Consider the following 24,427-nt stretch of genomic DNA (forward strand, 5'->3'; position numbering starts at 1 on the left):
ATGGAGAACAGGAGCGAGCGGGGGCAAGGTCTTTGTGCCGGGCGGGCAGGTCAGCGGGAGGGGTTGACGTCCACGGCCACCCCAATTGTCTTTTCACAGACGATAGGCCTCTTCATGCCGGCACAGGTGCCGATGATGCGCGACGTCGCGGTGCTGTTTGCCAGCCCGTGGGGCTTTGAAGAAATGTGCACCCATAAATTCTGGCGTGTGATTGCCGACCGGCTATCCTCCGCCGGTGTCTCCAGTCTGCGCTTCGACTATCCGGGAACAGGCGACGCGGGTGACAGAAGCGATTTCCAGGCCGGTCTGTCGATCTGGGAGGACAGCCTGGTGGAGGCTGCCGAGCAGCTGCGGCATCTGTCGGGCTGTCGGAGGATCATCGTGGTCAGCCAAGGGCTCGGTGCGGCGATTGCCACGAATGCTGCGGGCAGGCTGGGCGAGCTTGCCGGAATGGCGTTTCTCGCGCCGGCGATTTCCGGGCGGTTATATCTGCGGGAACTGCAGTTCTGGGCCCGCGCGATCGACGATGGCATGGGCCTGGCCGAGGCGCATCGCTCGACCGGTGGCGTGGCGATCGCCAGCCTGACAATGCCGGAGCCCATCGCCGCGGATGTCCGCAAACTCGACCTGATGGCGGTAGCGGCGGCACCTTGCAGCACGTGCCTGGTGATCGAGCGCCCTAACCTGCCGGCCGAGAGCGGTTTTGCAGATCGTCTGGAAACGCTCGGCGCGACGGTTACCAGGGCCAGCTACACCGGCTACGACGCACTTGTCGCCAATCCCACCATGGCCAAAATGCCTTTGGCGGTGGCCCAGACGCTGGTCGACTGGATCGCTGGGTTGCCAGCGGGCCAACAGGTGTCTTCGGGAGAGGCAATCGCCGGCTCGCAATGTCTGTTATGCGACGGTTATCGCGAAACCCCACTGACCTTCGGCAAGGCCCAAAGACTTTACGGCGTTCTCTGCGAACCGCTGGGCAAGCGGCAGGGGGCGACGGTCCTGCTTCTGAGCACCGCCTATGACCGACATGCCGGCTGGGGCCGGACAACCGTCGCCATGGCACGAGCCCTTGCCCGCGAGGGCATTGCCAGCCTGCGGTTCGACCCTGCCAATGTGGGCGACAGCCCGCCGGTTGCGGGTCTTGCCGATCAGGTTCTCTACACCGAGACACAGGTCGCCGATGTGGTGGAGGCGCTGGATCTGGTTGAGGAACGTGGCCTTCTGCCGGCTATCGTGGTCGGTCGCTGCAGCGGTGCCTATCTCGCCTTTCGCAGTGCCTTGCGCGACCCACGGGTCAGGGGTGTGGTGGTCGCCAATCCCTTCGCCTTCTTCTGGAACCCGAAACGCAATCTGGACGAGTTCCTGAGCGTCGTGCCGCGGTCGCTCGATACCTACAAGGCACGGTTGTTTCAGCGCGATACCCTACGCCGGCTGCTGGATGGTCGGATCGACGTGCGCGTGGCTTTTTCCAATATGGGCAAAGCTATTGGGCAGCGGTTGCTGCAGGTGACAGGTGCGGGTCCCTTTCTGGTGCCCGAACAGCGGCGCAATTGTCGTGAGGTCAAAACGGCATTCGAGCAGCTTGCTGCGCGGGGGACCGAATTGCGGATCCTCTATAGCGAACACGATATCGGGCTCACCCATTTTGCCACGCATTTCGGCGCCGATGGAGAAGGGCTCAAACGGTATCCCAACGCGCGGATGGCCATGATCGAGGATACGGATCACAACCTGACGCCTGAACCGGCGCGGCGCCTCTATTTCGAGGCGATCCGCGACATGGCGATGGCCCCGGCGCCCCGGCGGTAGCCGGATATCTCAGAAGCGCACGGTGCGGCTTGAGCCGGCCGTTGTGATCTCGCCGGCCGGCTTCTGACTTGCTGCTGCACCATCGCGCGGCAGCAGGCGAAGGCGACGGGTCTGGCCTGGCGCCATATGGAACCAGTCGTCCTCGGCGCGATAAGCCTCCAGATCGACATGCACCGATTGCGCAAATCCGTCGGAGATCAGGTCGATGCACCAAAGGCCATTGTCTTCCACGAGCGTTGCCGTGATCGCGGCATCACGCATGGCCATTGCGCGGCCTTGCGGGAAGTGGAAGGCTTGCGACACGATTTCGGCCTTCTCGTTATCGACCAGCGTCGCGACGGTCACGTCATGGGATGGCGGGCCGAAGCGGAAGGCGTAGGTGGTGTCGAAGAAGGCGCCGAACAGATCCGTGCAGGAAACGCTCAAGGCGTCGCGCGGCGACAGGGTCAGCAGGTGCTTGCCGGTGACCACCGGTGTCTTGCCGTCCCGCAGGCATGCGACTTCCAGCGCCAGGGTTTTCGCGATCGCGGTCTCGTTCAGGACATGCACGTCCAGTCCATTGGTGCCTTCGTCGGTGAATGTCACCTTGAGTGGCGCGAAGGCGCGGCGGGCGGCATACCAGACAGGTTTCGGCTCGCCGGTCGAATCGATCACGCCCCAGCCGGCGCCGGGCATCAGGTCCTGCAGCGTCCAGATCAGGGCGCCATTGCAGGAGGAGGATGGACGGCGCCACTCCGCAAAGGTCTGCTCGATGACCTCGCCGGTGACGGCCCTGGAGAGATGCATGTAGCGCGGCAGGTTTTCGCGGCGCAGCCGGGCCGGGTCGACATCGTAAAGCAGGGCCAGGTAGTGATCGCGCACGTCCTCGAAATCCCAGGAGGCGCTGCGGTCGCGCGGCACCGGCGCCTTCCAGCGCGGATCGTGAACGGGCGGCACGGCCAGATGGGCATCCAGCGTCCGCTGCTGCGGGATATTGGCAAAGGCCAGGCTCTCGGCGGCAAAGCGCACGCCGGCACGGCGCGCATCATCCAGCGGCCGGCAATAGGCGCCGACGCCGTAATAGTGGGAAACGCCTTCGTTAGGTGAAAAGGGCATGGCGCCGCCGCTCGGGCTGTTGACGACGTAGGGTACTTCGGGACGCGACGCTGCCGTCAGGTCCTTCAGGACCTGTTCGCAGAAGGTGCCCTTCCAGATACTCTCCGGCAGGCCGAGCATGGCGCCCTGCTGGTAGATCTCGCTGCCGCCACAGACGATCGCGAGCGACGGAGAGGTTTGGATGCCGGCCAGCAACTGGTCCACTTCGCGAGTGACATGGGCGACGAACACTTCGTCGGCCATCGGATAATCGAAATTGGCGAACATCAGGTCCTGCCAGACCAGGAGGCCGAGTTGGTCGCACAGGCGGAAGAAATCCGGCGTTTCATAGGCCATGGTGCCGCCGATGCGGATCATGTTCATGCCGGCTTCCACGGCGCGCATCAGCCAGGGCGCATAGTCCTCGCTACGGCCCGGCAGGCGAGTGACATCGGCCGATGTCCAGACGGCGCCGCGGCAGAAGATGCGCTGGCCGTTGAGGCGGATGGCGAAATCCTTGCCGTCTGTGCCGCGATCGATCTTGACCGTGCGGAAGCCGGTCAGGCCCAGCGAATGCGGCCTGCCGTCGATGGTCAGGCCGATATCGTAGAGTTTCGGCTCGCCATGGGTGCGCGGCCACCAGGGCTGGATACCGGGCAAGGAGAGGGCAGCGGTATAAGATCCGTCTGCCTGTCTGGTGAAAGCGGCTTCCTGTCCGGCACAGTGTAGAGTGATGGTGGTTGCGGATTGGCGCTGTTCGCCGGCCAGACGCAGCGAAACGCTGAGCCGGCCCGTGCCGTCTTCGGTGAGGTCGGACCGGATCTTGACGTCCGACAGGCTGTGCTTGGCAAGCCGGATCAGGCTGATGGGGCGCCAGGGGCCGGCGGCGTGGATCTCGGGGCACCAGCCGGGCATATAGCCGAGCGCCGTGGTGCGGATCAGGCGCAGGCCTTGATTACTCATCATCTGCGGACGCCAGCGGGCGCGGGGGCCGCGCTTGGCGAGATGGGGCGCAAGAGCGCGGAAGCAGATCGCCAGCTGATCGTCGCCCGTCAGCGTGACGGGCAGGTCATGGCTCTCGAACATGCTGTCGGAGGACAGGACCAAGACACCATTCAAAAAGACTTCGGCAATCGTCGCCAGACCCGAAAATCGCAGAACCGCATTTCCCGGCTCTTCGCCCTCCAGCGAGCGGAAATACCAGGCATCCTTGCCGTCGAGCGGCTGCGGGTTTTCGGGGTCGAACAGGCCGGCCTTGCTCAGTGCTTCGGCGACGGTGCCCGGAACGGGGGCAGGCAGGCGGGCAGCAGGCCGGTGAATGTCGCCGGGAGCGGCAAAATGCCCGGCCTCGGAGATCAGGATGGTCCAGCCGCCTTCGAGAGGCCGCTCATCGGCGCCGAGATAGGTCAGGCGGTCGGCCATGTCGTTGCGCTCCGGATTCTTTTATGTTCGATTTGTCAGTGAAACCGGATTCCACGTTTCCCGGACAAACGCTAGTCGAGCTTTTCGCCGAGATTGCCCATCAGGTCTTCCCATGCTTGCGCTGCCGGGTCGAGAACCGATTTAAGCGGATCAAATTTCTTGCGCGTGACAGCGCGGGCCAGCTGAAACTGGACTGTCTTGGCCGTTTCCGAAATCTTCAATGCCTGCTCGATCGGCGCCTGGAATGCGCCTTCAGGCGACAGCCAGGCAAGGTGGCTCGCCAGCAGCTCGAAATTGGCGCCGAATTGGCGCAGCGTGTTGAAGGCATATTTGTGGAAATAGCCGAACGGCCGCTCCGCGATCGCCTCGACCTGCGCCGGAAAGACGCGCGCAAAATCGGCGATCGGGTTGATCGTCGGCCGGCGACCGTAGTGGAATTTCAACAGGTCGTGGGACCTGGCGCGAACAACCCTATCCTCGACAGGCTTTTCGGGGAATTTGGCAAATTCGGTATAGGGCAGGAAGGGTAGGCTATCAGCCGGCAGGTCTCTCTGGAACAGGCCGTCGAAATCCTCGCCGTCCAGATGGAAGAAGCCGCCGTTGTGGAAATAATCCATGCCGCGACCAGCAAGGTCCAGCCGGTTGATGGCGACGGTCGTCTTGCCATGATCCTGCCGATAGCCGACGCCGCGGGTGTCCGGCATGAAATAGCTGTCCATCTCGACAAGGCAGAGCCGGCCGCGGCAGATCTGCTCGGTCACATGGGCTTCCACGGTGTCGAAGATGGCAAGCTCGGTGCAGCGGATGCCGTAGAGCTTTTCGAGATCCTCCAGCGGCACCTTGAAAAAGGTGAACTGGTCGCCTTCGAACTCCTGGGTCAGTGTGAAGCCGAGCATGGCCTCGGGTGCGACGCCGAGGCTTGCCAGCACTTCGATCCACAGGTCGACATAGCAATTGGTTTCCGGCCACATGCGCTCGCTGGAATGCAGCGGGTGCGGTTGATAGGTGGCCGGATCGAGGTTCGCGAATACGGATGTCATGCCAGCGATCAGCCCCAGAGCGCCTTGCGCACCTTTTCCGGCCATTGCTTGACGTCCAGGCCATGATGATGGAACAGCGCGAGCGCGATGCGTTCCAGTCCAAAGCCGACGCAGGCCGTGTGGGCGACCGCACCATCTTCGAGGTTCAGGCCCCATTTGGTGCCGAAGGCATCCTGATGGTAGTTGAAGCTCATGCAGGCGGTGGGCTTGGAAACCGAGGTGATCGGGATCAGCAGCTCGAACTTCAGGTTCTGGTCGCGCTGGTTGTTGGCCAGCATCTTTCCGGCGCGGCCGAAGAACGGGTCGTTGGCAACGTCGATTTCCACCGGCAGGTCGAGGCCGGCCATCATCTTCACGCCGCGATCCATCCAGGTCTGGCGGAAATCGGTGACATGCTGCTCGGTGCCCATGCAGACATATTCGCGCATGCGGAACAGCTGCTGGCGGGCCGGATCGGTGGATGGTTCATGGCGGAAGCAGTAGGACTGCAGGTCGTAGAGCCCGCCCTTTGCCGGCAGGTTGCCGCGCTTGGCAATCGTCGGATAGAGCGGATAGCAGGCGGCCGGCGTCAGCACGATATTGGTGGCCTTCTGCTCGCCGGTCCAGTCCGTGCCGTCATCCATGCTTTTCAGCAGGCTGACATGGTCCAGTTCGCAGCCGCAGAAGCTGTGCACGGTGCCGGCCAGCTGCGGAAAGCTCTTCATGTAGCCGCTCTTTTCGAAATAGGCGCGGTTCATGCCGGGCGGGAAGCGGATGGCTTCGGCGCCATCGGCACCGCCGAACGTGTCGATATAGCGCTCGAAAGCGGCAATGACGTCTTCGAACTGGCCGCTGCGGCCGTAAAGACCTTCCACGCCGGTGTCGATCAGAAGACCGGCGTCGAACAGCCGGTCGAGAAGAGATGTCTGTGCGTCCATCGGTTTTACCCCAACAAGCTGGTGTCCAGTTTATGTACCAAGAGCATGTTCGATGTGTTTCCAAGGATGCGGTCGTTGGAAATCATCAGCTGCGCGGAATGGGCATCCCGCAGGTGGCGGCCAAGGCTGTACGGCGTGCCGTTCTTGTAGCCCATGATGCCGCAGATCAGCATGGCATGATTGATGATGGTCAGGATCATCTCGGACGAGGCGATCTTGACATTGTTCATCGCCACCGAGAAGCCGAAGGACGACAGCCGATCAGCATCGTGCTTGGCCTCTTCATAGGTCTTCAGGCCGGCAATGACATTCGAGCGGACAACCTGCAGCAGGCTCGACACTTCCGCCAGGCGCAGTGCCCCCGGCGGCTGCGTTCCGGGCGACTTGCGGGCGGCAGCTCGGACAAAGGCCTGGGCACGGGCTACGGCATCGACGGCAATGCCGTACCAGACGCCGCTCCACAGGAGATGGGATGCGGCCAGCATCGACTGTGCAGCAATCTCCGCAAAGGGTTTCGGCAGGATCTGAACGGCCGGCGCCTCGCCCTTGAACAGGAAGCCGTCGGAGCGCGTGCCGCGCATGCCGAGCGTATCCCAGTCATGGGTCTTTTGCAGGCTGTACTGGCCTTTGAGGAAAACGGTCATCACCTGATCGGACGGTGCGGCGTCCTTGTGGGCGCGCGAGGTGATCAGGATGGCATCGGCCTGCTCGCCATAGGAAATGACGGTGGCGTCCTTTTCCAGCCGGCAGGTGTCGCCGTCAACCTCGATGGCGCAGATACTGTTGCGCAGATTGCCGCCGATGCCGCCTTCGGTGGTGGCGGAACCCAGCAGCAGCTGCTGCGCGGCGATGCGCTGCATGAAAGCGCTATGCCAGGCATCATCCGCTCCATGCTCGACGAGACTGGAACATTTGATGTGATGCATGGCGAAGATCATGGCGCTCGACGCGCAGGCCTGGCCGAGCGTGGTGCAGATTTCGGCGATTTCACTGAAGGTGGCGCCTTCGCCACCGAGCTTGACCGGAACCTGAATGCCCAGCAGGCGCTCGGCCTTCATGGCATCAAGGGCTTCCTGTGGGAAGCGGCCATCGGCGTCGACGCGATCGGCAAACTCGGCGGCTACAGCCGCAACGCGCGCCGCGCGGGTCTTGAAGTCCGAAGCCGGAAGCTTGATCGAGAGGTTCATCAGGCGACCTTTCTTTCCTCCAGGATGAGCGACACGGTGCGCTCGATGGCGTCGATGCTGACGAAGGACTTGCGGTTCAGCAAATGGTCGGGAAATTCGATGTCGAAAGCTTCTTCGATGCCCAGCATCAGTTGAACCGAAGCGAAAGACGACAGTCCAATGGCATAGAGATCAGCATCATGGGCAATCTCGTTCGCCGCGACAGGCAGGCCACCCAGTTTTGTGAGCAAGTTGCGGATTTTCTCATTCATCTGAACTATCCTTCCCGTTTTAGACTGTACTTATTGTTTGCATCCTTCTACCGGGGAAAGCATAAGATTCCGCTAAATGCGTTAGTTAAATTAGGATGACCGTGTGCGAAAACCGGTCAACAACCCGCCACTCGATGATCAAACGTCAAGAATGCGGGTGATTTTTCTAACGAGAGCCTATTTGGGGCGCTTAAATGGCCGCTCAACCGTCGGTATAGCGATGCTTGGCGCCGCGGTAGTCTTCGACGAGATAATCGCCCGCGGATTGCGCTGAGATCGTCGCCATGCCGATCGGTGTCTTGCCATAACCACCAGGAATATCGAGCACATAGGTCGGCTGGCACAGGCCGGAGAGAGTGCCGCGCAGGGCACCGACGATGGCCTGTCCTTGCGCGATCGAGACACGGAAATGGCCGGTTCCCGGGGCCTTGTCCGGATGATGCAGGTAATAGGGCTTGATCCGCCATTCGACGAAGGTGCGCATCAAATCGGTCAGGACGGCCGCATCGTCGTTGATGCCTTTGAGCAGCACGGTCTGGCTGACCATGACAATGCCGCTGTCGATCAGTCTGGCGCAGGCGGATTTGGCCTCCGGCGTCATTTCGCGCGGGTGATTGGCATGCAGCGCGACATAGGTGGTCTTGCCGCTGGAGCGGATGGCGTCGACCAGGACCTGGTCGACATGCCCGGGATCGACGACCGGCACGCGGGTGTGAAACCGCACGATCCTGACATGGGGAATGTTCGCCAGGCCTTGCATGATGGCGGCCAGCCGGCGCGGCGACAGCACCAGCGGGTCGCCGCCAGTCAGGATCACTTCCCAGATTTCGGCATGGGCGCGGATATAGTCGAGGGCGCGCTCCAGAGCGTCGGCCGAGAGCGTGCCGTCACCCTTCGGGCCGACCATCTCGCGGCGAAAGCAGAAGCGGCAATAGACCGGACAGATGTGCACGGCCTTCAGCAGCACGCGGTCGGGATAGCGGTGGACGATGCCTTCGACCGGGCTGTGAGCGTGATCGCCGATCGGATCGGCATTCTCGTCCGCCGTCTGCACGAGTTCGTCTTTCGTCGGCACGAATTGCGCCACGATCGGATCGTGTTGGTCTGCTTGGTCGATCAGATCGACCAGCGTCGGGGTGATCGCAATCGCATAGCGTGACCCGACATCGCGAAGGCCTTCGGCCTCTGCCGCCTCAATGAGGCCGGCGGTCTGCAGATCATCGACACTGGTCAGGCTTCGGCGTTTCATGCGGTCGTGTCCGCAACAGGTGCCCAGATGACATGGTCGATGCGCTGGGCGCCGGTGGCCAGCATCACCAGCCGGTCGAAGCCAAGCGCGATGCCGCTTGCCTCCGGCATGATGGCAAGGGCTGCCAGAAAGTCCTCGTCCAGTGGGTAGGTTTCGCCATAGACCCGCTGCTTTTCCACCATCTCGGCCTGAAAACGCCGACGCTGTTCGGCCGCATCCGTCAGTTCGCCGAAGGCATTGGCGAGTTCCACGCCGCAGGCATAAAGTTCGAACCGTTCGGCCACCCGCGGATCGCGCGATGAGGGTCGGGCGAGGGCTGCTTCGCAGACGGGGTATTCGTCGAGAATGGTCGGCCGACCGAAGCCGAGATTGGGTTCGACCTTTTCGACGAGTACCCGGCTGAAAAGGTCAGCCCAGGTGTCGTCATCGGCATGACGGATGCCGGCCTTTTGCAGTTCGGCGGCCAGATGGTCGCGATCGGTGGCGCCGCCTGCCTCGACGGAGGGCAGAAGATCGATGCCGGCATAGCGCTTGAAGGCATCGGCCACGCTTAAGCGCTGCGGCTCCTGAAAGGGATCGGTGCTGCGACCACGATAGGTCAGCAGGCCGGCCTTGACCACGTCTGCGGCCAGCGCCAGGATCTCGGCGGCATCGGCCATCAGGGTTTCGTAGCCTTCGCCGGCCCTGTACCATTCGAGCATGGTGAATTCCGGGTGATGCAGCGGGCCGCGCTCGCGATTGCGATAGACATGGGCGAAACAGGCGATGCGCTGCTCGCCGGCCGCCAACAGCTTCTTGCAGGCGAATTCCGGCGAGGTGTGCAGATAAAGCGGCGTGCCTTGTCCATCAGGGCCGACAGCCTCCGTCGCGAAGGCGTGCAGATGGGCCTCATTGCCGGGCGAAACCTGCAGGGTGGCTGTGTCGACCTCGATGAAGGCCTGTTCGGCGAAGAAGCCACGCAGCCGTGCCTGGATCGCATTTCGGCCGAGAAGAAACGGACGCCGGTCGGCATGGACGCCGGGCGTCCACCAAGGCGAGGCGGATGGACGGTTGTCATTCATTCCGGTTTCTCGGTCCTTATCGCAACACGGGCTGGCTATTTCGCCGATTTTAGGTTAGGTGCGCCCAGGAAAAAAGTAATAGAAGACGTCGGTAGGGACGACAGGCCGTCCTTTACGATGGGTCTTGCGCAGATACAAGGAATTCCAATGGTCAAGGTCATCGCCTCTTCGGTCCGCAAGGGCAACGTGCTCGACGTGGACGGCAAGCTTTACGTCGTTCTCACCGCTGCCAACTTCCATCCCGGCAAGGGCACGCCCGTCACCCAGGTCGACATGCGCCGCATCGTCGACGGCGTGAAGGTATCGGAACGCTGGCGCACGACCGAGCAGGTCGAGCGGGCATTCGTCGAGGACAAGACCTACCAGTTCCTCTACGAGGATGGCGAGGGCTTCCACTTCATGAACCCGGAAAACTACGATCAGGTGGCTGTCGATGCCGAAACAGTCGGCGATGCCAAGCCTTATCTCCAGGAAGGCATGTCCGTCATCCTGTCGATCTACGAAGGCATGGCGCTGGCGCTGCAGCTGCCGCGCCAGATGACCTTCGAGATCGTCGAGACCGAACCGGTCGTCAAGGGCCAGACGGCATCGTCCTCCTACAAGCCGGCGATCCTGAACAATGGCGTTCGCACCATGGTGCCGCCGCATGTCAACGCCGGCACCCGCGTCGTCATCCTGACGGAAGACAATTCCTACGTGGAACGCGCCAAGGACTGATCCCTGCCGTTTTTCAAGTCTATTGGAAGCCTCTGCAACGTGAACCGTTGCGGAGGCTTTTTTGCTAGGGCATTCCCGGGCGTGACCCGTCCGGGAGAAAAATTTCGAGAAGTTCTTACTCGATGCCGCCGAGGCAGAGATATTTGATCTCGGTATAATCGTCGATACCGTATTTCGAGCCTTCGCGGCCGAGGCCGGACTGCTTGATACCGCCGAAGGGCGCGACTTCCGTGGAGATCAGGCCGGTATTGATGCCGACCATGCCGTATTCCAGGGCTTCGGCGACCCGGAAGATCTTGGCGATGTCCTTTGAGAAGAAATAGGAGGCGAGGCCGAACTCGGTGTTGTTGGCGAGTTCGACGACTTCCTCTTCCGTTTCGAACTTGAAGAGCGGAGCCACGGGACCGAAGGTTTCCTCGACGGCAACCCTCATGTCGCTGGTAACGCCGGTCAGGATGGTCGGCTCGAAGAACAGGCCACCGAGATCGGAGGTTTCGCCGCCAGCGGCAATCTTGGCACCCTTGGAAACGGCATCCGTGACATGTTCGCGGACTTTCTTCAAGGCGTTGGTGTCGATCAACGGGCCGGTGGTGACGCCTTCGGCAAAACCATCGCCGACCTTCATCTTGGCCACGCGCTCGGCAAGCTTGGCGGCAAATGCCTCATAGACGCCGGACTGCACATAGAGGCGGTTGGCGCAGACGCAGGTCTGGCCGGCATTGCGGTATTTCGAGACCATGGCGCCCTCGACGGCAGCGTCGAGATCGGCGTCGTCAAAGACGATGAAAGGGGCATTGCCGCCCAGTTCCAGGCCGAGCTTCATGATCTGGTCGGCGCCCTGGCGCATCAGGATGCGGCCGACATTGGTGGAGCCGGTAAAGGTCAGCTTGCGGACCTTGTCGTTCTCGCACATTTCCTTGCCGACCATGGCCGCATCGGTGGCTGTCACCACGGAGAAGATACCGGCGGGCAGGCCGGCGCGCTCGCACAGAATGGCCAATGCCAACGCCGAGAGCGGCGTCTGGGCGGCGGGTTTCGACACCATGGCGCAACCGACCGCAATGGCCGGCGCCATCTTGCGGGCCAACATGGCGTTGGGGAAGTTCCACGGCGTGATGGCGCCGACGACGCCGATTGGCTGCTTGATGATCATGATCCGCTTGTCGGCCTGATGACCGGGGATCGTGTCGCCATAGACGCGCTTGGCCTCTTCGCCGAACCATTCGACATAGGAGGCCCCGTAGAGGATTTCGCCGCGGGCTTCCGGCCAGGGCTTGCCCATTTCCATGGTGAGGATGGTGGCGAGATCGTCGGCATTGGCGACCATCAGGTCATAGAGCTTGCGCAGGATGCCGGCGCGCTCCTTGCCGGTCTTCTTCGCCCAGGCCTTCTGCGCCTTGTAGGCGGCATCGATGGCGCGGGTCACCTCCGCCTTGCCGAGATCGGGCAGGGTGGCGATGACCTCGCCATTGGCCGGATTGGTGACGTCGAAGGTCTTGCCGCTGTCGCTGGCCGATAGCCAGTCGGCACCTACCAGCGACTTGTCGGTCGCCAGAGACGGGTCTTTCAGCCTGGATGTCAGTGTGGTCGAAATGCTCATTTCTTTGCTTCCTCCGCACATTCGCGAATGGAAGCCTCGATGATGTCGAGCGCTTCGTTGAAGATATCATCCTGGATCGTGATCGGCGCCAGGAAGCGGACGACGTTGGAATAGACGCCGCAAGTGAGCAGAATGAGGCCCTTTTCGAGTGCCTTCAGCCGCACGGCATTGGTGAAATCGGCATTCGGCTTGACAGAACCGGGCACGGCGAATTCGACGGCATTCATGAAGCCCGGACCACGGATATCGGAGATCTGCGGGATATCGGCGCGCAGGGCCTCGAGACGCTGCTTCAGGCGGCCACCCAGCTGGTTGGCGCGGTCGCAGAGCTGCTCTTCCTCGATGACGTCGAGAACGGCATGGGCCGCGGCAATGGCGAGCGGATTGCCGGCATAGGTGCCGCCCAGGCCGCCGGGGCCGGGTGCGTCCATCAGCTCGGCGCGGCCGGTGACGGCCGAGAGCGGGAAGCCGCCGGCCAGGCTCTTGGCCATGGTCATCAGATCAGGGGCCACGTCATAGTGTTCCATGGCGAACAGCTTGCCGGTGCGAGCAAAGCCGGTCTGCACTTCGTCGGCAATCAGCAGAATGCCATGATCGTCGCAGATCTGGCGCAGGCCCTTCATCAGGCCGCGCGGCACTTCATAGAAGCCGCCCTCGCCCTGGACCGGCTCGATGATGATGGCGGCAACGCGCTTGGGGTCGACATCGGCCTTGAACAGCTTGTCGAGCACGTCGAGCGAGGTCTCGACGTCGATGCCATGCATCTCGATCGGGAAGGGCACGTGGAAGACGTCGCCCATCATCTGGCCGAAGCCGACCTTGTAGGGCACGACCTTGCCGGTCAGGGCCATGCCCATGAAGGTGCGGCCGTGGAAGCCACCGGTAAAGGCAATGACGGCGGAGCGGCCTGTGGCGGCACGGGCGATCTTGACGGCATTTTCGACGGCTTCAGCACCGGTCGTTGCAAAGATCGTTTTCTTGGTGCCTTGGACTGGCACCATGGCGTTTAGCCGCTCGGCCAGCGCCACGTAGTTCTCATAGGGAACGACCTGATGGCAGGTGTGGGTGAAACGGTCGAGCTGCTTCTTGACAGCTTCGATCACCTTGGGGTGGCGGTGACCGGTATTGAGAACCGCGATGCCGCCAGCGAAATCGATATAGCGGTTGCCCTCGACATCCCAGATCTCGGCATTCTCCGCCCGATCGGCGTAGATCTGCGTGGTCATGCCGACGCCGCGCGAAATGGCGTCGTTCTTGCGGGCGGATATTTCGGAGTTCTTCATGGTCGAAACCTCTGGATGGCCGATGCCGTGATGGAGACGATAACGAGTGTCTTCAAAAAACCTACAGAATTTCTGTAGACTTGCAATATGCTTTGCTGCAATTATTTGCGCGTGGACCTGACGCCTGGATACGCTACGGAATTCTCATGGATGATATCCGATTTAAGATTGCCGAAGCCGCACGATTGGCGGGTGTTTCCGCCTCGACCCTCCGCCTGTGGCAAGCGCAGGGGCTGATTGAACCCATCCTGACCGCCAGCGGTCAGCGGCTTTATGATCAGACTTTGATCGATCGATTGAAGACCATCGCCTGGCTGCGCAGCGAGAAGGGGCTGAACCCGGCTGCTATCCGGGAGAATCTTCAGGATCAAGGATCGCTCGAGGAGGGGGACGACCTCTCACCGGCCGGCGAGGCCGAGGAGGCGACCGATCTTCCGATCGGTCTGAAGATCCGCCGCATAAGGCGCGAGGGCGGCCAGACGCTGGAAAGTGTTTCCAAGGCGACCGGGGTGACGACCTCGATGCTGTCGACATTCGAGCGGACATCGCAAGGCCTGTCGTTTACTTCGCTCCACCGGGTCGCCAGCCATTTCGGCACGACGATTGCGGCGCTGAGCGGACAGGAAGAGCGAGGGCAGGGCGAATCGTTAATCCGGGACGGGAAATGGGCGACATGGCCGAGTACATCGTCCGGCGTGACGATCCAGGTTCTGGCCGAAGGTCGCACTCAGATGGAGTGCCATCGGTTCCAGCTGGCGCCGGGGGCTTCCAGTGAAGGCGCTTACCAGCATGATGGCGAGGAGTTCATCCATGTGCTGACCGGCAGCCTGGAGATCGTGCTGGATGGCGACCAATTCCACACGCTGAATTCCGGCGACAGCTTCTATTTCGAAAGCTGCCGGCCCCATTCCTGGCGCAACAGCCATGAGGGCGAGACGATCCTGCTCTGGGTCAATACGCCACCGACTTTCTGATGGCGTGGGAGCAGTTTGCCTCGTTTCCAAAGTCTCCTGCAGCCATAAGAAAACCCTGGCAACCGCAGAGTTGCCAGGGCTCTTTATTGCATTCGTGAAAGCGGGATCGCTTACATGGTCTTGGCGGAACCGGAGTTGAAGGCGTAGCCGCCGCCGATCGCCACATTGAGGCTGACGAAGTCGGCAGCCATCTGCTGCACGGCCTGGGCAAGGTCTGCCTCGGCAGTTGTGACGGAACGCTGCGCATCGAGAACGTCGAGCAGCGACGAAGCACCGTCCTTGTAGCTGGCGGTCGAGAGTTGGAGCGCTTCTTCATAAGAGCGAACGGTTGCCGTTAAAGCGTTGACGGTCTGGCTGTCGCGATTGACGGCGGCCAGCGCATTTTCCACTTCTTCAACCGCGTTCAAGACAGTCTGCTTCCAGGCCAGATACTGTTCGCGAGCCGACGACTTGGCGATATCGACATTGGCCTTCCGGCTGCCGCCATCCAGGATCGGCAGGCTCAGACTCGGGCCGAAGGACCAGGATGTCGACGTGCCGCCGAGTGCGCTTGTGGCGATATAGGATGGCGAGATCGAGCCGCCCAGCGTGATAGACGGATAGAGCTGCGCTTCCGCCACGCCGATTTCGGCGACATATGATGCCAGCGTGCGTTCGGCAGCGCGGATATCGGGACGATTGCGGATCAGGTCGGCAGGGATGCCGGCCTTGACGCGAACACGGGCGACCGGCTGCGGAGCACCCTTCTGCAGGTCGGCGATCAAGCTGGAAGCCGGCAGGCCGAGCAGGGTGGCAACGCGATGGGCGGACTGGCGGAAATTGGTCTCGAAGCCGGGCAGATCGGCAAGGGTCGAATTGACCAGGCCTTCGGACTGCACGACATCCAGTCGCGAAGCGGCGCCGGCTTCCAGCTGAAGCTTGGTCAATTCCAGTGTTTCGCGGCGGGAACCAAGGGCCTTGCGGGCAACGGCGATGCGCTGCTGATAGTAACGTGCGTCGATATAGGCTTTCACCAGCTCCGACATATAGGTCAGCTTGGCCGTATCGGCGTTTGCATAGGCCGCATCCAGGGAGGCGTTGGCGCTTTCCTTGGAACGCTTATACTCGCCGAACAGGTCGAGCAGCCAGGAGACGCTGAGGCCGCCGCTGGAGGTCGAGGTCTTGTCAGAGGCGCTGATGCCGTTCGTCTTGCTTTCGGTGTGGTCGGCCGAGGCGGTGAGGCTCGGCAGCGCGCCGGCGCCGGCGACAATGACGCTGGCCTCAGCAGATGTAATGCGCTCCATTGCCTGCAGGATGTCGAGGTTCTGGGCCAAGCCCTGTTCGACGAGGCCGTTCAGCCGCTTGTCGTTGAAGGCGGTCCACCAGGCAGCCATCGATACGTCGCCGGTCGATTCCTTGCCGCCTTCGGCATATTTCATCGGCAGGTCGGTGGTTGGCGGGCTGTGGTCCGGTCCGCTGACGCAGCCGGAGAGAATAAGCATTGCGAGGGGTGCGGCTACACGAATGGATAGCATCATTTTATCCTAGAATACACTCGATGATCTGACCATTCCTGGGGGCGTCATGCCGTCCACAAATGACCTTACACGGTATGTTGAACAAGGGAATCAACCCCCTCACGATTTGTTAACCTAGCAAGGGCCGCTTTTTCATGACAGCCCCTCTTTCGGTTTTGCACGGTTTGAAATGCGACGAATGATGACGAAGAAAGATGGCACGAAGAAAATACCGATCAACGTGGCCGAGAGCATCCCACCCAGGACGCCAATACCGATGGCATTTTGCGCGGCGGAGCCGGCACCGGTGGCGATCGCCAGCGGTACGACACCCAAAATGAAAGCAAGCGACGTCATGATGATTGGGCGCAACCGCAGCCTTGCAGCTTCCAACGTTGCATCCAACAATGACAGGCCTTGCTCCTGCCGCTCCTTGGCAAACTCGACGATCAGAATGGCATTTTTGGCCGCCAGACCTATTGTCGTGAGCAATCCTACCTTGAAGTAGACGTCATTGTCCTGCCCCATGAAATGGGCTGCCGCCACGGCACCAAGCACACCAATAGGAACAGCCATGATGATCGAAAACGGGATCGACCAGCTTTCATACAGGGCCGCAAGGCAAAGGAAAACAATCAACACCGACAAGGCATAGAGAAGCGGAGCCTGCGAACCTGAGAGCCGCTCCTGATAGGAAATGCCCGACCATGCTACAGAGTAGCCGCCGTCCATCTGAGACACCAGCCGCTCGACTTCGTTCATCGCGTCGCCGGAGCTCACGCCCGGTGCGGATGAACCTTCCATGGAAAATGCCGAGACCGCATTAAATGCCGAGATCGAGGGAAGACCGTTGACCCATTTTGTCTCTGTAAACGAGGAGAACGGCACCATCTCACTGTTGGAGTTGCGCGCATTCCAATATTTCAGGTCCTCCGCCTGCATGCGATAAGGCGCATCGGCTTGAACGTAGACCTTCTTGATCTTGCCGTTGAGTGTGAAGTCGTTGACGCGTGTGCTGGCAAAAATAGTGGTCAGCATTGAGTTCGCATCCGAAATCGTCACGCCCATGGCACTCAGCTTCTCCTGGTCGAGCAGGATTTTGAGCTGGCTTTCCTGATCTCTGTCATTGCTGCGCATGGAGCTGACGAGGTTGCCACTATTGGCTTCCTGGGCCAGGAGTTTTGACGCATTGACCAGCGCTTCCGAACCATGATTGCCGCTGTCGACAAGATACATGGAGAAGCCGCTCGAATTGCCCATGCCCTGAATGGCTGGCGGGAGCAATGGGAACACCTGGGCCTCACGGATCGTGAAAAAATACCCCATCGCACGCTGAACGATCGCGCTTGCCGCGAGCGTTGCGTCCGTGCGCTTGTCAAAATCCTGAAGCTTGGCAAACACCAGAGCATTGTTCTGGCCTGAGCCGTTGAAACTGAAGCCATTGACCGCAAACACGCTTTCAATGCCATCCTTCTCCTTGTCGATGTAATAGTCCTCGACTTTCTTGATCACCTCAGCTGTCTGTGCCGATGTTGCACCATTCGGCAACTGAATAATGGTCATCAGGACACCTTGATCTTCCTGTGGCAGGAAGGACGATGGCAATCTGGTGAAAAACCAGGCGCAACCACCGATCACGATGGCGAACATCATCAACACTCGCAACGGACGTCCCAGAAGATAACCGACCGTGCTGACATAGCCCTTGGTAGTCCTGTCGAAATTACGATTGAACCATGCAGCCAGACCTTTGCCCTTTTTATGATGGTCAATTGGCTTGAGCATCGTGGCGCACAGGGCTGGGGTCAGTACGATCGCGACTACTGCCGAGAGCAGCATGGCAGAGATGATCGTCACGGAGAACTGACGATAGATGATGCCGGTGGAACCGCCGAAGAAGGCCATGGGAACGAAAACTGCCGTCAGCACGAGGGCAATACCCACGATTGCGCCGGTGATTTCACCCATGGACTTTTCTGTGGCCTCCAGAGGCCCCAGGCCTTCCTCCGACATAATACGCTCGACATTTTCCACCACCACAATCGCGTCATCGACGAGCAGGCCGATGGCCAGAACCATGGCGAACATGGTCAGCGTGTTGATGGAATAGCCGGTCAGGGCGAGGATGCCGAATGTTCCCAGCAAAACCACCGGAACGGCAATCATCGGGATCAAGGTAGCCCTGAGATTTTGCAGGAAAATCAGTAGAACGAAGAAGACCAGTACGATCGCTTCGATCAGGGTATGGACCACTTTTTCAATCGACAGGGAGACGAAAGGCGTCGTGTCGTAGGGATAGATGATTTTGACGTTTTGCGGCAGCGAAGGTGCAATCTGTGCCAGTTTTGCCTTCACAAGCGCCGCTGTATCCAGCGCATTGGCACCGGTTGCGAGGTTTACTGCAAAGCCTGAGGCCGGTTGGCGGTCGGATCTCGATGTGGAGGTATAGCTTTCCTGCCCGATTTCAACCCTTGCGACATCACCAAGGCGTACATTGGCACCACTGGTGTCGACCTTGAGGATAATTCTTTCGAATTCCGGGACGGTTGTCAGTTGGCTTTGCGCCGTCATAGTGACATTAAGCTGCTGGCCTTCCACCGATGGCAGACCCCCTACGGAACCGACCGAAACCTGTGTATTCTGAGCCTCGATAGCGGATGTGACATCGGCAGGGGTCAGCTGGAATTTCTTGAGCTTGAACGGATCAAGCCAGATCCGCATGGCGAAGGCCGAACCGAATGAATTGATGCTGCCCACGCCCTGAAGTCTTTTGACCTGATCTTCGATCTGGGTGGAGAAGATATCGCCCAGATCGGCCGAGGATTTCTTGCCATCAGTGGATACCAATGCGCCAACAAGCAGAATGCTCGAGGTGGACTTTGTCACCTCAATTCCGAGATCCTGAACAACGGACGGCAGCTGCGTGGTGACGAGTTGAAGCTTGTTCTGGACCTGAACCTGAGCGATATCAGGATCGACGCTGTTGTCGAAGGTCAGCGTGATTGTCGCCTGGGCAGTCGTGGACGACGATGTCATATAGGTCAGACCGTCGAGGCCGGTCATTCCGTCTTCAATAATCTGGGTCACCGTCTTCTTGACAGTGTCGGCGCTGGCCCCTGTATAGCTTGCGCTGATGCGCACTGTTGGCGGCGCAATCTCCGGATATTGTGAAATTGACAGTGTGCTGATGGCAAGGGCGCCCCCTAGCATGATCACGATTGCGATCACCCAGGCGAAAATCGGTCGCCGTATGAAAAATTTGGACATTCTCTAATTCCTGATCACGATGTTGCCGGGGATGTCCTTTGACATCATGATTTCGGTGTTGCGGTGTTTTCCGGTGCGGCAGATTTGTCTATGATAAAGCCTTTGGCATCCACTTCCGAGGGAATAGGATTGACCGTGGCATTATCCGAAATCCATTGAAAACCATCCACGATCAGCTTGTCACCATCCGTCACACCCTCATTGACCAGCCAGCTGTTGCCCGAGAGCTTGCTGGTCCGGAATGTACGGGTCTCGACCTTGTTTTCGGCATTGACAAATTTCGCCGTCAGATCGCCATTGGCATTGCGCCCTGCAGCACGCTGAGGAATGAGATAGCCCGCTTCCTGGCCGACCTTGATTGTGGCGCGCACAAACATCCCCGGCAGGATCACATTGTTCGGATTGTCGAACAAGGTTCGGATGGACACTGTCCCGGTTGTGGTGCTGACAGCCATTTCGGACATATCAAGTTTACCCACCTGCGGATAATCCGTCCCGTCTTCCAGTGTCAGACGGATGTCCGTGATCCCCGCTCCATCGCCATTGCTGGAGCTGTTTGCAGCGGTGATAGCCGCCTTCATACGCTGCAGATTGACGCTGGCTTCGTTGAGTTCAATGTAAATCGGGTCGATCTTGCGCAGCGTCATCAGTGAATCTGTCTGGCTCGCCGTTACCACATTGCCAATGGAGTAATTGGTTGCCGATGTCACGCCATCAAACGGCGCCTTGACTTCCGTCAGATCAAGACTGATCTGCGCCGTTTGCAGGGCAGCGCGCGATTCCGAAACGGCAGCTTTTGCCTGAAGCAAGGTTGTCTGCGCGTCTTCATATTCTTTCTGTGAGGCGCCGCTATTGGCAAGCCGCTCATATCGCTGAAGATTGGCTTCTGCGGCGGGAATACTGGCCTGGGACTTTTCAAGGGTCGCCTTGGCCTCCTCGACCGCGGCGACATAGGTGTCGTCGTCAATTTTATAGAGTAAATCGCCGGCCTTGACGAAATTTCCTTCCTTGAAGGCAATCTCTTTGATGATGCCGCCAACCCGAGGGCGAATATCCGCTGACTGGAAGGCCGTTGCGCGGCCCGACAGCACGGTGGTCAGCGGTTGCTCGCCGGCCTTCATGATCAGGACGCTCACCGGAGATGGAGGCCTCTCTGCCCCCGCGGGTGCGGTCTTTGCAGTCTCATCGCTGCAGCCTGCTAGGGCGGCGACAACCAACAGGGCAAATGCAGGCGGCAACAGACGACGATACATGGGCAGCTTTCCAAAAAACGAAGTGACAAGCGAAGTTTCGATTACCGATTACAGCAAGGGGCGTCAGCGCCATAATTAACATTTATTAAGGCCGGCAGCGACTGGGAACGCAATTTTTCTCGCGGCTGGTCACGACACATCGAGCCGGCTCTCGCATAGACACGAGTAACCTGCCGTTAAGTGACGTAAGTCAAACATCGTCACCTGACAAGGGGATTTTGCAGCGCGGCATTTATCAGGCCGACCACTTCTCGGCAACGTGTTGCCAATATGTCAGGCTTTTCATTCGCGATCATGACAGGGTGCAGCACGCAAGACAGCGCCATGGCCGCTGTGTGGGCTGTGCTCAGGCTATCCTCGACATGATAGATACCTTGCCGCACGCCATCCTCGATGATCGATGCGATATCAGCCGCCACCATGGCCCTGTAGCGCAGACCGCATTCAAGTTCTTGCCTTGCCGTCAGCAGGATCATTTCGAAAACGTGAGGATTTTCCTTGAGATCGCGCAGATGGCTTTCCATCAACTGTTCCACCATGCGAAGGAGACGCTCGGGTGGGGCCTTGCCGGGATCCGGCCGGGCCAATCGATGGGCCAGATTGTCGATATGCCGCGATGAGATCGCATCGATCAGGCTGGTCTTGGTATGGAAATGCTTGAAGACATTGGCCGGCGACATGCCCAGTGCGGCGGCGATGTCGGCGATCGCCACGCTGGAATAGCCGCGCGCGCGAAACAGGTTTTCGGCCGTGTTGAGGATATCCTCGCGGGTTTCCTCAGCCTTGCGTCGCGGACGGCGCACGATGCCGCCATCCGCAGCACTTGCGGTTTCGCTGCCGCAACCGATTGCCATTGTTTTGGACGCTGTCGCCAAAGTCGGTCCTGCCTCTTTTTAAAAATATGCAGCGAGATTGTTGCGAATCCTGTCGCGAGGCGTCGCTGCGCTGTCATCCGGCACGAATGTCGCGCCGGTAATCGCTTCATAGGCTTTAATATAGACCCGCGAGGTCTCTTCGACCAGTTCGACCGGAATTTCCGGGATCTCGTCTGTATAAGGATTGCAACGCTCGGCCACCCAGGCGCGAACAAAATCCTTGTCGAAGCTGGCTGGCCGCAGGCCCTTCTCGAAGCTGTCGGGATAGCTCTCGGCGATCCAGTAGCGGCTGCTGTCGGGCGTGTGGATTTCGTCGGCCAGAATGATCGTGCCGTGCTCGTCGGTGCCGAACTCATACTTCGTGTCAACGAGGATCAGGCCGCGCTTGGCTGCCATCTCCTGGCCGCGGGCAAAGAGCGCAAGCGCATAGCGTGACAGCGTCTCCCACTGCTCTTTTGTCAGCAGACCTTTGGAAACGATTTCGCCGGGCGTCAGCGGTTCGTCATGGCCACCGTCGAACTCCTTGCTGGTCGGCGTGATGATCGGCTCGGGCAGGACCTGGTTGTCGCGCATGCCGTCCGGCAGGGTCATGCCATACATGGTCCGCTCGCCGGCCTTGTAGAGCGTCAGGATCGAGGTGCCGGTGGTGCCGGCCAGATAGCCGCGCACGACGATTTCGACGGGAAGGATGTCGAGCCGCTTGCCGATCACGACATTCGGATCTGGATAGTCGAGCACATGATTGGGGCAGATGTCCTTCGTTGCTTCGAACCAGTAGCGGGCAGTCTGGGTCAAGACCTGGCCTTTATAAGGAATGCAGGTGAGGATTCGGTCGAAAGCGCTGAGCCGGTCGGTGGAAATGATGATGCGCCGACCATCCGGCAGATCGTAGTTCTCACGAACCTTGCCGCGATAATAAGCCGGAAGCTCTTCGAAATGGGCTTCTGAAAGAATGCGCAATGGCTCCACCCTTCTTGAAACGGATCCGGACGCCCATGGCGACTGCGGACCGGACCTGATCTTTCTCTGGCTATGTCAAGCTTTGCCGATGGGGGCAAGCGCCAAGGCCATAAAAAAGCGCACGACCCGAAAGCCGTGCGCTCATGTCTTGTTGGCGCCGGATCATCGGCGCTGGCCTGCCTCAGGCAAAGGTCAGGCGGTTGACTTCCGTCATGCGGGACACGAGGCCGTTGGCGCGCAGACCCTTGATGACCGTGACCGCGCCGAAGGTGATCAGCGCCTCGACCAGGAAGACCGGGAAATAGGCGGCCACCCAGGTTGCCCAGTCCGTCATGGCAACAGCATCGTTGGAAATCATCAGCCAGAAGCCGACCATGGCCGAGACGCCCGCATAATAGACGGCATCGATGCGCAGAACCTTGGACAGGTTGAAGCGATCATTGAGCCGGGCATCGAAAAGGCGGCGGCCGAACGAATAATGGACGGCGATCATCGGGATCATCAATGACAGGGCATTGACGCCAAGGTGCGGGATGTCGGCCGGCTCGAACAGGAAGGCCTGCAGGACCAGGCCGAGTGCAAAGCCGAGCATGGCGGGCGCAAACCCGAACAGCATATAGACGGTGGTGGCGCCGATCAGATGCAGTTCCGATGGCCCCACGGGGAAATGCCAGGCCTGCATCAGCACCGTGAAGATGACCGCGGCCAGCGCCGTCTTCGGTATGATAAAGGGATTGCGTATGATCGCCGGCACCTGCGATGCGACGAGGCTCAGTGCCGCGGCATTGGCCAGCGCCAGGCGCACGGGGTCGATAATTCCGATTTCGATATGCATGTTTCTACCTTTCGACCGCGCCCACCGCGCGGATTTCAGTAAAGCGCCACGGGTCTCGTGGCCGATGCGATGGCAGGTCTCCTGGCTTGCGGGTCAGTGCTCGGTCCGCCTTATCAGCCTTTCCCAAGGCCAATGGCATGATGGACGTCGCTCTCCGCTTACAGTTGCGGGGGCAGCCACGGTTTCGGTCCCTGATGGGTAGTCCTCACCGTATTCCCTTTTCATTCGCCCTCTCTTTTGTATCGGGCGAAACCATTGCAGTATTCTGAGCGCCTGTCCGGCGTTTCGCAGTGTCGGGAACGACATGTTCCTTCGCAGCGAGACGGTTCGACGAGCAGGCCTGATATTGTTAGGGCAAGGCTCTGCTTCATTCAAATGGAAATTGACCGAAGGTGCGAGAGCCAATTTGCCGCATTGATGCTTGTCAAGCGGGCCATTAGTGCTTTGACAAAAGCCAATCGGAAAGCGCGCGAAGATCACAGGCGGGCCAGGAAAGGGTGTCGTTCAATGCTGGCAAGAGCCATTTATCATGTCCCGGTCTTCGGCTGGATGCTGAAGGAAGCCATGACGGGGTCGGTGACGGCGAAGATCCTGTTCATCGTCAATTGCCTCCTGTTGTGGATCCTTGCCATCCTGTTCTTCGGCTACCCCGCCATCATCCTGCCGGCGCTGACGGCCGTGCCTGTGATGTTCGCGATCCTGATCCTCATCACCAAAGGCTGACGGTAGCCGTGCCGGGCTGTGACTGCCGTCGCGCAGTTGCCAACCCATAACAAAGACATCTGATCGCACTCCATATTCAGCATAGAGAGGGGAGAATGGCGGGCAGCAGAGAGGCCGTCGCCGACCCTGTGGGCACAGCGGCGGGCTCCGGAAAGCTCAAAGTGTCGCCGATCGCCCACCGCACCGTGTATCGGCAAGTCACATCACACCTCATGGGTGTTTCGCTCCGCCCTCCAAAATCCAACCTATCGTTTTTACTGTTTAATTTCAGGTGTTTACAAAAAACGACAGTTTTTTGACGGAGAGGTGTTGACTTGATCGGGTAGTGGGATCTATAAACCGCTCACTGAACGAGGGCGGCGGCGCTGCTGGCGACGGTGACTTTCGTTCTAAAGAAATCCGACAGAGCTTGGCCAGATTGGCTGGTTTTGGGT

Annotated in this window: 19 protein-coding genes and 1 riboswitch; of the genes, 4 read left to right on the forward strand and 15 right to left on the reverse strand. The window is 60.0% G+C overall.

The features are described 5' to 3' along the window. On the forward strand, window positions 1-1,809 hold a 1,809-nt coding region (locus HFC70_RS25585; RefSeq protein ID WP_168476149.1), incomplete at its 5' end, for an alpha/beta fold hydrolase. A gap of 9 nt (window positions 1,810-1,818) precedes the next feature. On the opposite strand, the gene HFC70_RS25590 is transcribed toward HFC70_RS25585, so the two are convergent. The 7 genes from HFC70_RS25590 to epmA all read right to left on the reverse strand — a co-directional run bounded on the left by HFC70_RS25590 (window position 1,819) and on the right by epmA (window position 10,010). Then, a complete protein-coding gene (locus HFC70_RS25590) occupies window positions 1,819-4,305 on the reverse strand; it encodes a glycoside hydrolase family 2 protein (protein WP_168476150.1) in 2,487 nt (828 codons plus the stop codon). Between the two features lie 71 nt (window positions 4,306-4,376). Next, window positions 4,377-5,345, reverse strand: a complete 969-nt coding sequence (locus HFC70_RS25595) for a DUF1839 family protein (RefSeq protein WP_168476151.1) — start codon at window positions 5,343-5,345, stop codon at window positions 4,377-4,379. A gap of 8 nt (window positions 5,346-5,353) precedes the next feature. Next, complete coding sequence (locus HFC70_RS25600) at window positions 5,354-6,262, reverse strand: amino acid--[acyl-carrier-protein] ligase (protein ID WP_168476152.1); 909 nt, start codon at window positions 6,260-6,262, stop codon at window positions 5,354-5,356. A 5-nt stretch (window positions 6,263-6,267) separates the two neighbouring features. After that, window positions 6,268-7,449, reverse strand: coding sequence for an acyl-CoA dehydrogenase family protein (locus HFC70_RS25605; protein WP_168476153.1), 1,182 nt, complete (start codon window positions 7,447-7,449; stop codon window positions 6,268-6,270). After that, entirely contained in the window at window positions 7,449-7,700 is a 252-nt protein-coding gene (locus HFC70_RS25610; protein ID WP_168476154.1) for an acyl carrier protein, read from the reverse strand. Before HFC70_RS25610 ends, HFC70_RS25605 begins: the two co-directional genes overlap by 1 nt. Window positions 7,701-7,902: 202 nt before the next feature. Continuing rightward, the gene (locus tag HFC70_RS25615) at window positions 7,903-8,949 is read right to left on the reverse strand and encodes a lysine-2,3-aminomutase-like protein (RefSeq protein WP_168476155.1); all 1,047 of its coding nucleotides are present in this window, start codon (window positions 8,947-8,949) and stop codon (window positions 7,903-7,905) included. Then, a complete protein-coding gene (epmA, locus tag HFC70_RS25620) occupies window positions 8,946-10,010 on the reverse strand; it encodes an EF-P lysine aminoacylase EpmA (RefSeq protein WP_168476156.1) in 1,065 nt (354 codons plus the stop codon). The genes HFC70_RS25615 and epmA overlap by 4 nt, the downstream gene beginning before the upstream one ends. A 147-nt stretch (window positions 10,011-10,157) precedes the next feature. Between epmA and efp the strand changes: the two genes are divergently transcribed. Next, a complete protein-coding gene (gene efp / locus HFC70_RS25625) occupies window positions 10,158-10,727 on the forward strand; it encodes an elongation factor P (protein WP_168476157.1) in 570 nt (189 codons plus the stop codon). A gap of 115 nt (window positions 10,728-10,842) precedes the next feature. On the opposite strand, the gene HFC70_RS25630 is transcribed toward efp, so the two are convergent. Together HFC70_RS25630 and HFC70_RS25635 are read right to left on the reverse strand one after the other, a co-directional pair. Further along, window positions 10,843-12,327, reverse strand: coding sequence for an NAD-dependent succinate-semialdehyde dehydrogenase (locus HFC70_RS25630; RefSeq protein ID WP_168476158.1), 1,485 nt, complete (start codon window positions 12,325-12,327; stop codon window positions 10,843-10,845). After that, window positions 12,324-13,610 (reverse strand): 4-aminobutyrate--2-oxoglutarate transaminase, encoded by a 1,287-nt coding sequence (locus HFC70_RS25635; RefSeq protein ID WP_168476159.1) that lies wholly within the window; start codon window positions 13,608-13,610, stop codon window positions 12,324-12,326. The genes HFC70_RS25630 and HFC70_RS25635 overlap by 4 nt, the downstream gene beginning before the upstream one ends. A gap of 146 nt (window positions 13,611-13,756) precedes the next feature. On the opposite strand from HFC70_RS25635, the gene HFC70_RS25640 reads away from it, so the two are divergent. Further along, window positions 13,757-14,584: a MerR family transcriptional regulator gene (locus tag HFC70_RS25640; RefSeq protein ID WP_168476160.1), complete on the forward strand. Its 828-nt coding sequence runs from the start codon at window positions 13,757-13,759 to the stop codon at window positions 14,582-14,584. A gap of 110 nt (window positions 14,585-14,694) precedes the next feature. Here HFC70_RS25640 and HFC70_RS25645 read toward each other — a convergent pair whose 3' ends face one another. The 6 genes from HFC70_RS25645 to HFC70_RS25670 form a co-directional block, all read right to left on the reverse strand. After that, window positions 14,695-16,098: an efflux transporter outer membrane subunit gene (locus tag HFC70_RS25645; protein WP_168476161.1), complete on the reverse strand. Its 1,404-nt coding sequence runs from the start codon at window positions 16,096-16,098 to the stop codon at window positions 14,695-14,697. Window positions 16,099-16,233: 135 nt separating this feature from the next. After that, window positions 16,234-19,347, reverse strand: a complete 3,114-nt coding sequence (locus HFC70_RS25650) for an efflux RND transporter permease subunit (RefSeq protein WP_168476162.1) — start codon at window positions 19,345-19,347, stop codon at window positions 16,234-16,236. A gap of 44 nt (window positions 19,348-19,391) precedes the next feature. Then, window positions 19,392-20,600, reverse strand: a complete 1,209-nt coding sequence (locus tag HFC70_RS25655; RefSeq protein ID WP_168476163.1) for an efflux RND transporter periplasmic adaptor subunit — start codon at window positions 20,598-20,600, stop codon at window positions 19,392-19,394. Between the two features lie 200 nt (window positions 20,601-20,800). Then, on the reverse strand, window positions 20,801-21,406 hold the full coding sequence (locus tag HFC70_RS25660; RefSeq protein WP_168476167.1) for a TetR family transcriptional regulator: 606 nt from the start codon (window positions 21,404-21,406) through the stop codon (window positions 20,801-20,803). A gap of 87 nt (window positions 21,407-21,493) precedes the next feature. Continuing rightward, entirely contained in the window at window positions 21,494-22,435 is a 942-nt protein-coding gene (locus HFC70_RS25665; protein ID WP_168476164.1) for a phosphoribosylaminoimidazolesuccinocarboxamide synthase, read from the reverse strand. Between the two features lie 181 nt (window positions 22,436-22,616). Next, window positions 22,617-23,270 (reverse strand): energy-coupling factor ABC transporter permease, encoded by a 654-nt coding sequence (locus tag HFC70_RS25670; protein ID WP_168476165.1) that lies wholly within the window; start codon window positions 23,268-23,270, stop codon window positions 22,617-22,619. A 53-nt stretch (window positions 23,271-23,323) separates the two neighbouring features. Beyond that, window positions 23,324-23,542, reverse strand: a riboswitch (cobalamin riboswitch). A gap of 235 nt (window positions 23,543-23,777) precedes the next feature. On the opposite strand from HFC70_RS25670, the gene HFC70_RS25675 reads away from it, so the two are divergent. After that, window positions 23,778-23,993, forward strand: a complete 216-nt coding sequence (locus tag HFC70_RS25675; RefSeq protein ID WP_168476166.1) for a hypothetical protein — start codon at window positions 23,778-23,780, stop codon at window positions 23,991-23,993. The last annotated feature ends 434 nt before the right edge of the window (window positions 23,994-24,427 follow it).

Origin of the sequence: Agrobacterium sp. a22-2 (genome assembly GCF_012276985.1) — a bacterium.
Classification (GTDB): Bacteria; Pseudomonadota; Alphaproteobacteria; order Rhizobiales; family Rhizobiaceae; genus Allorhizobium.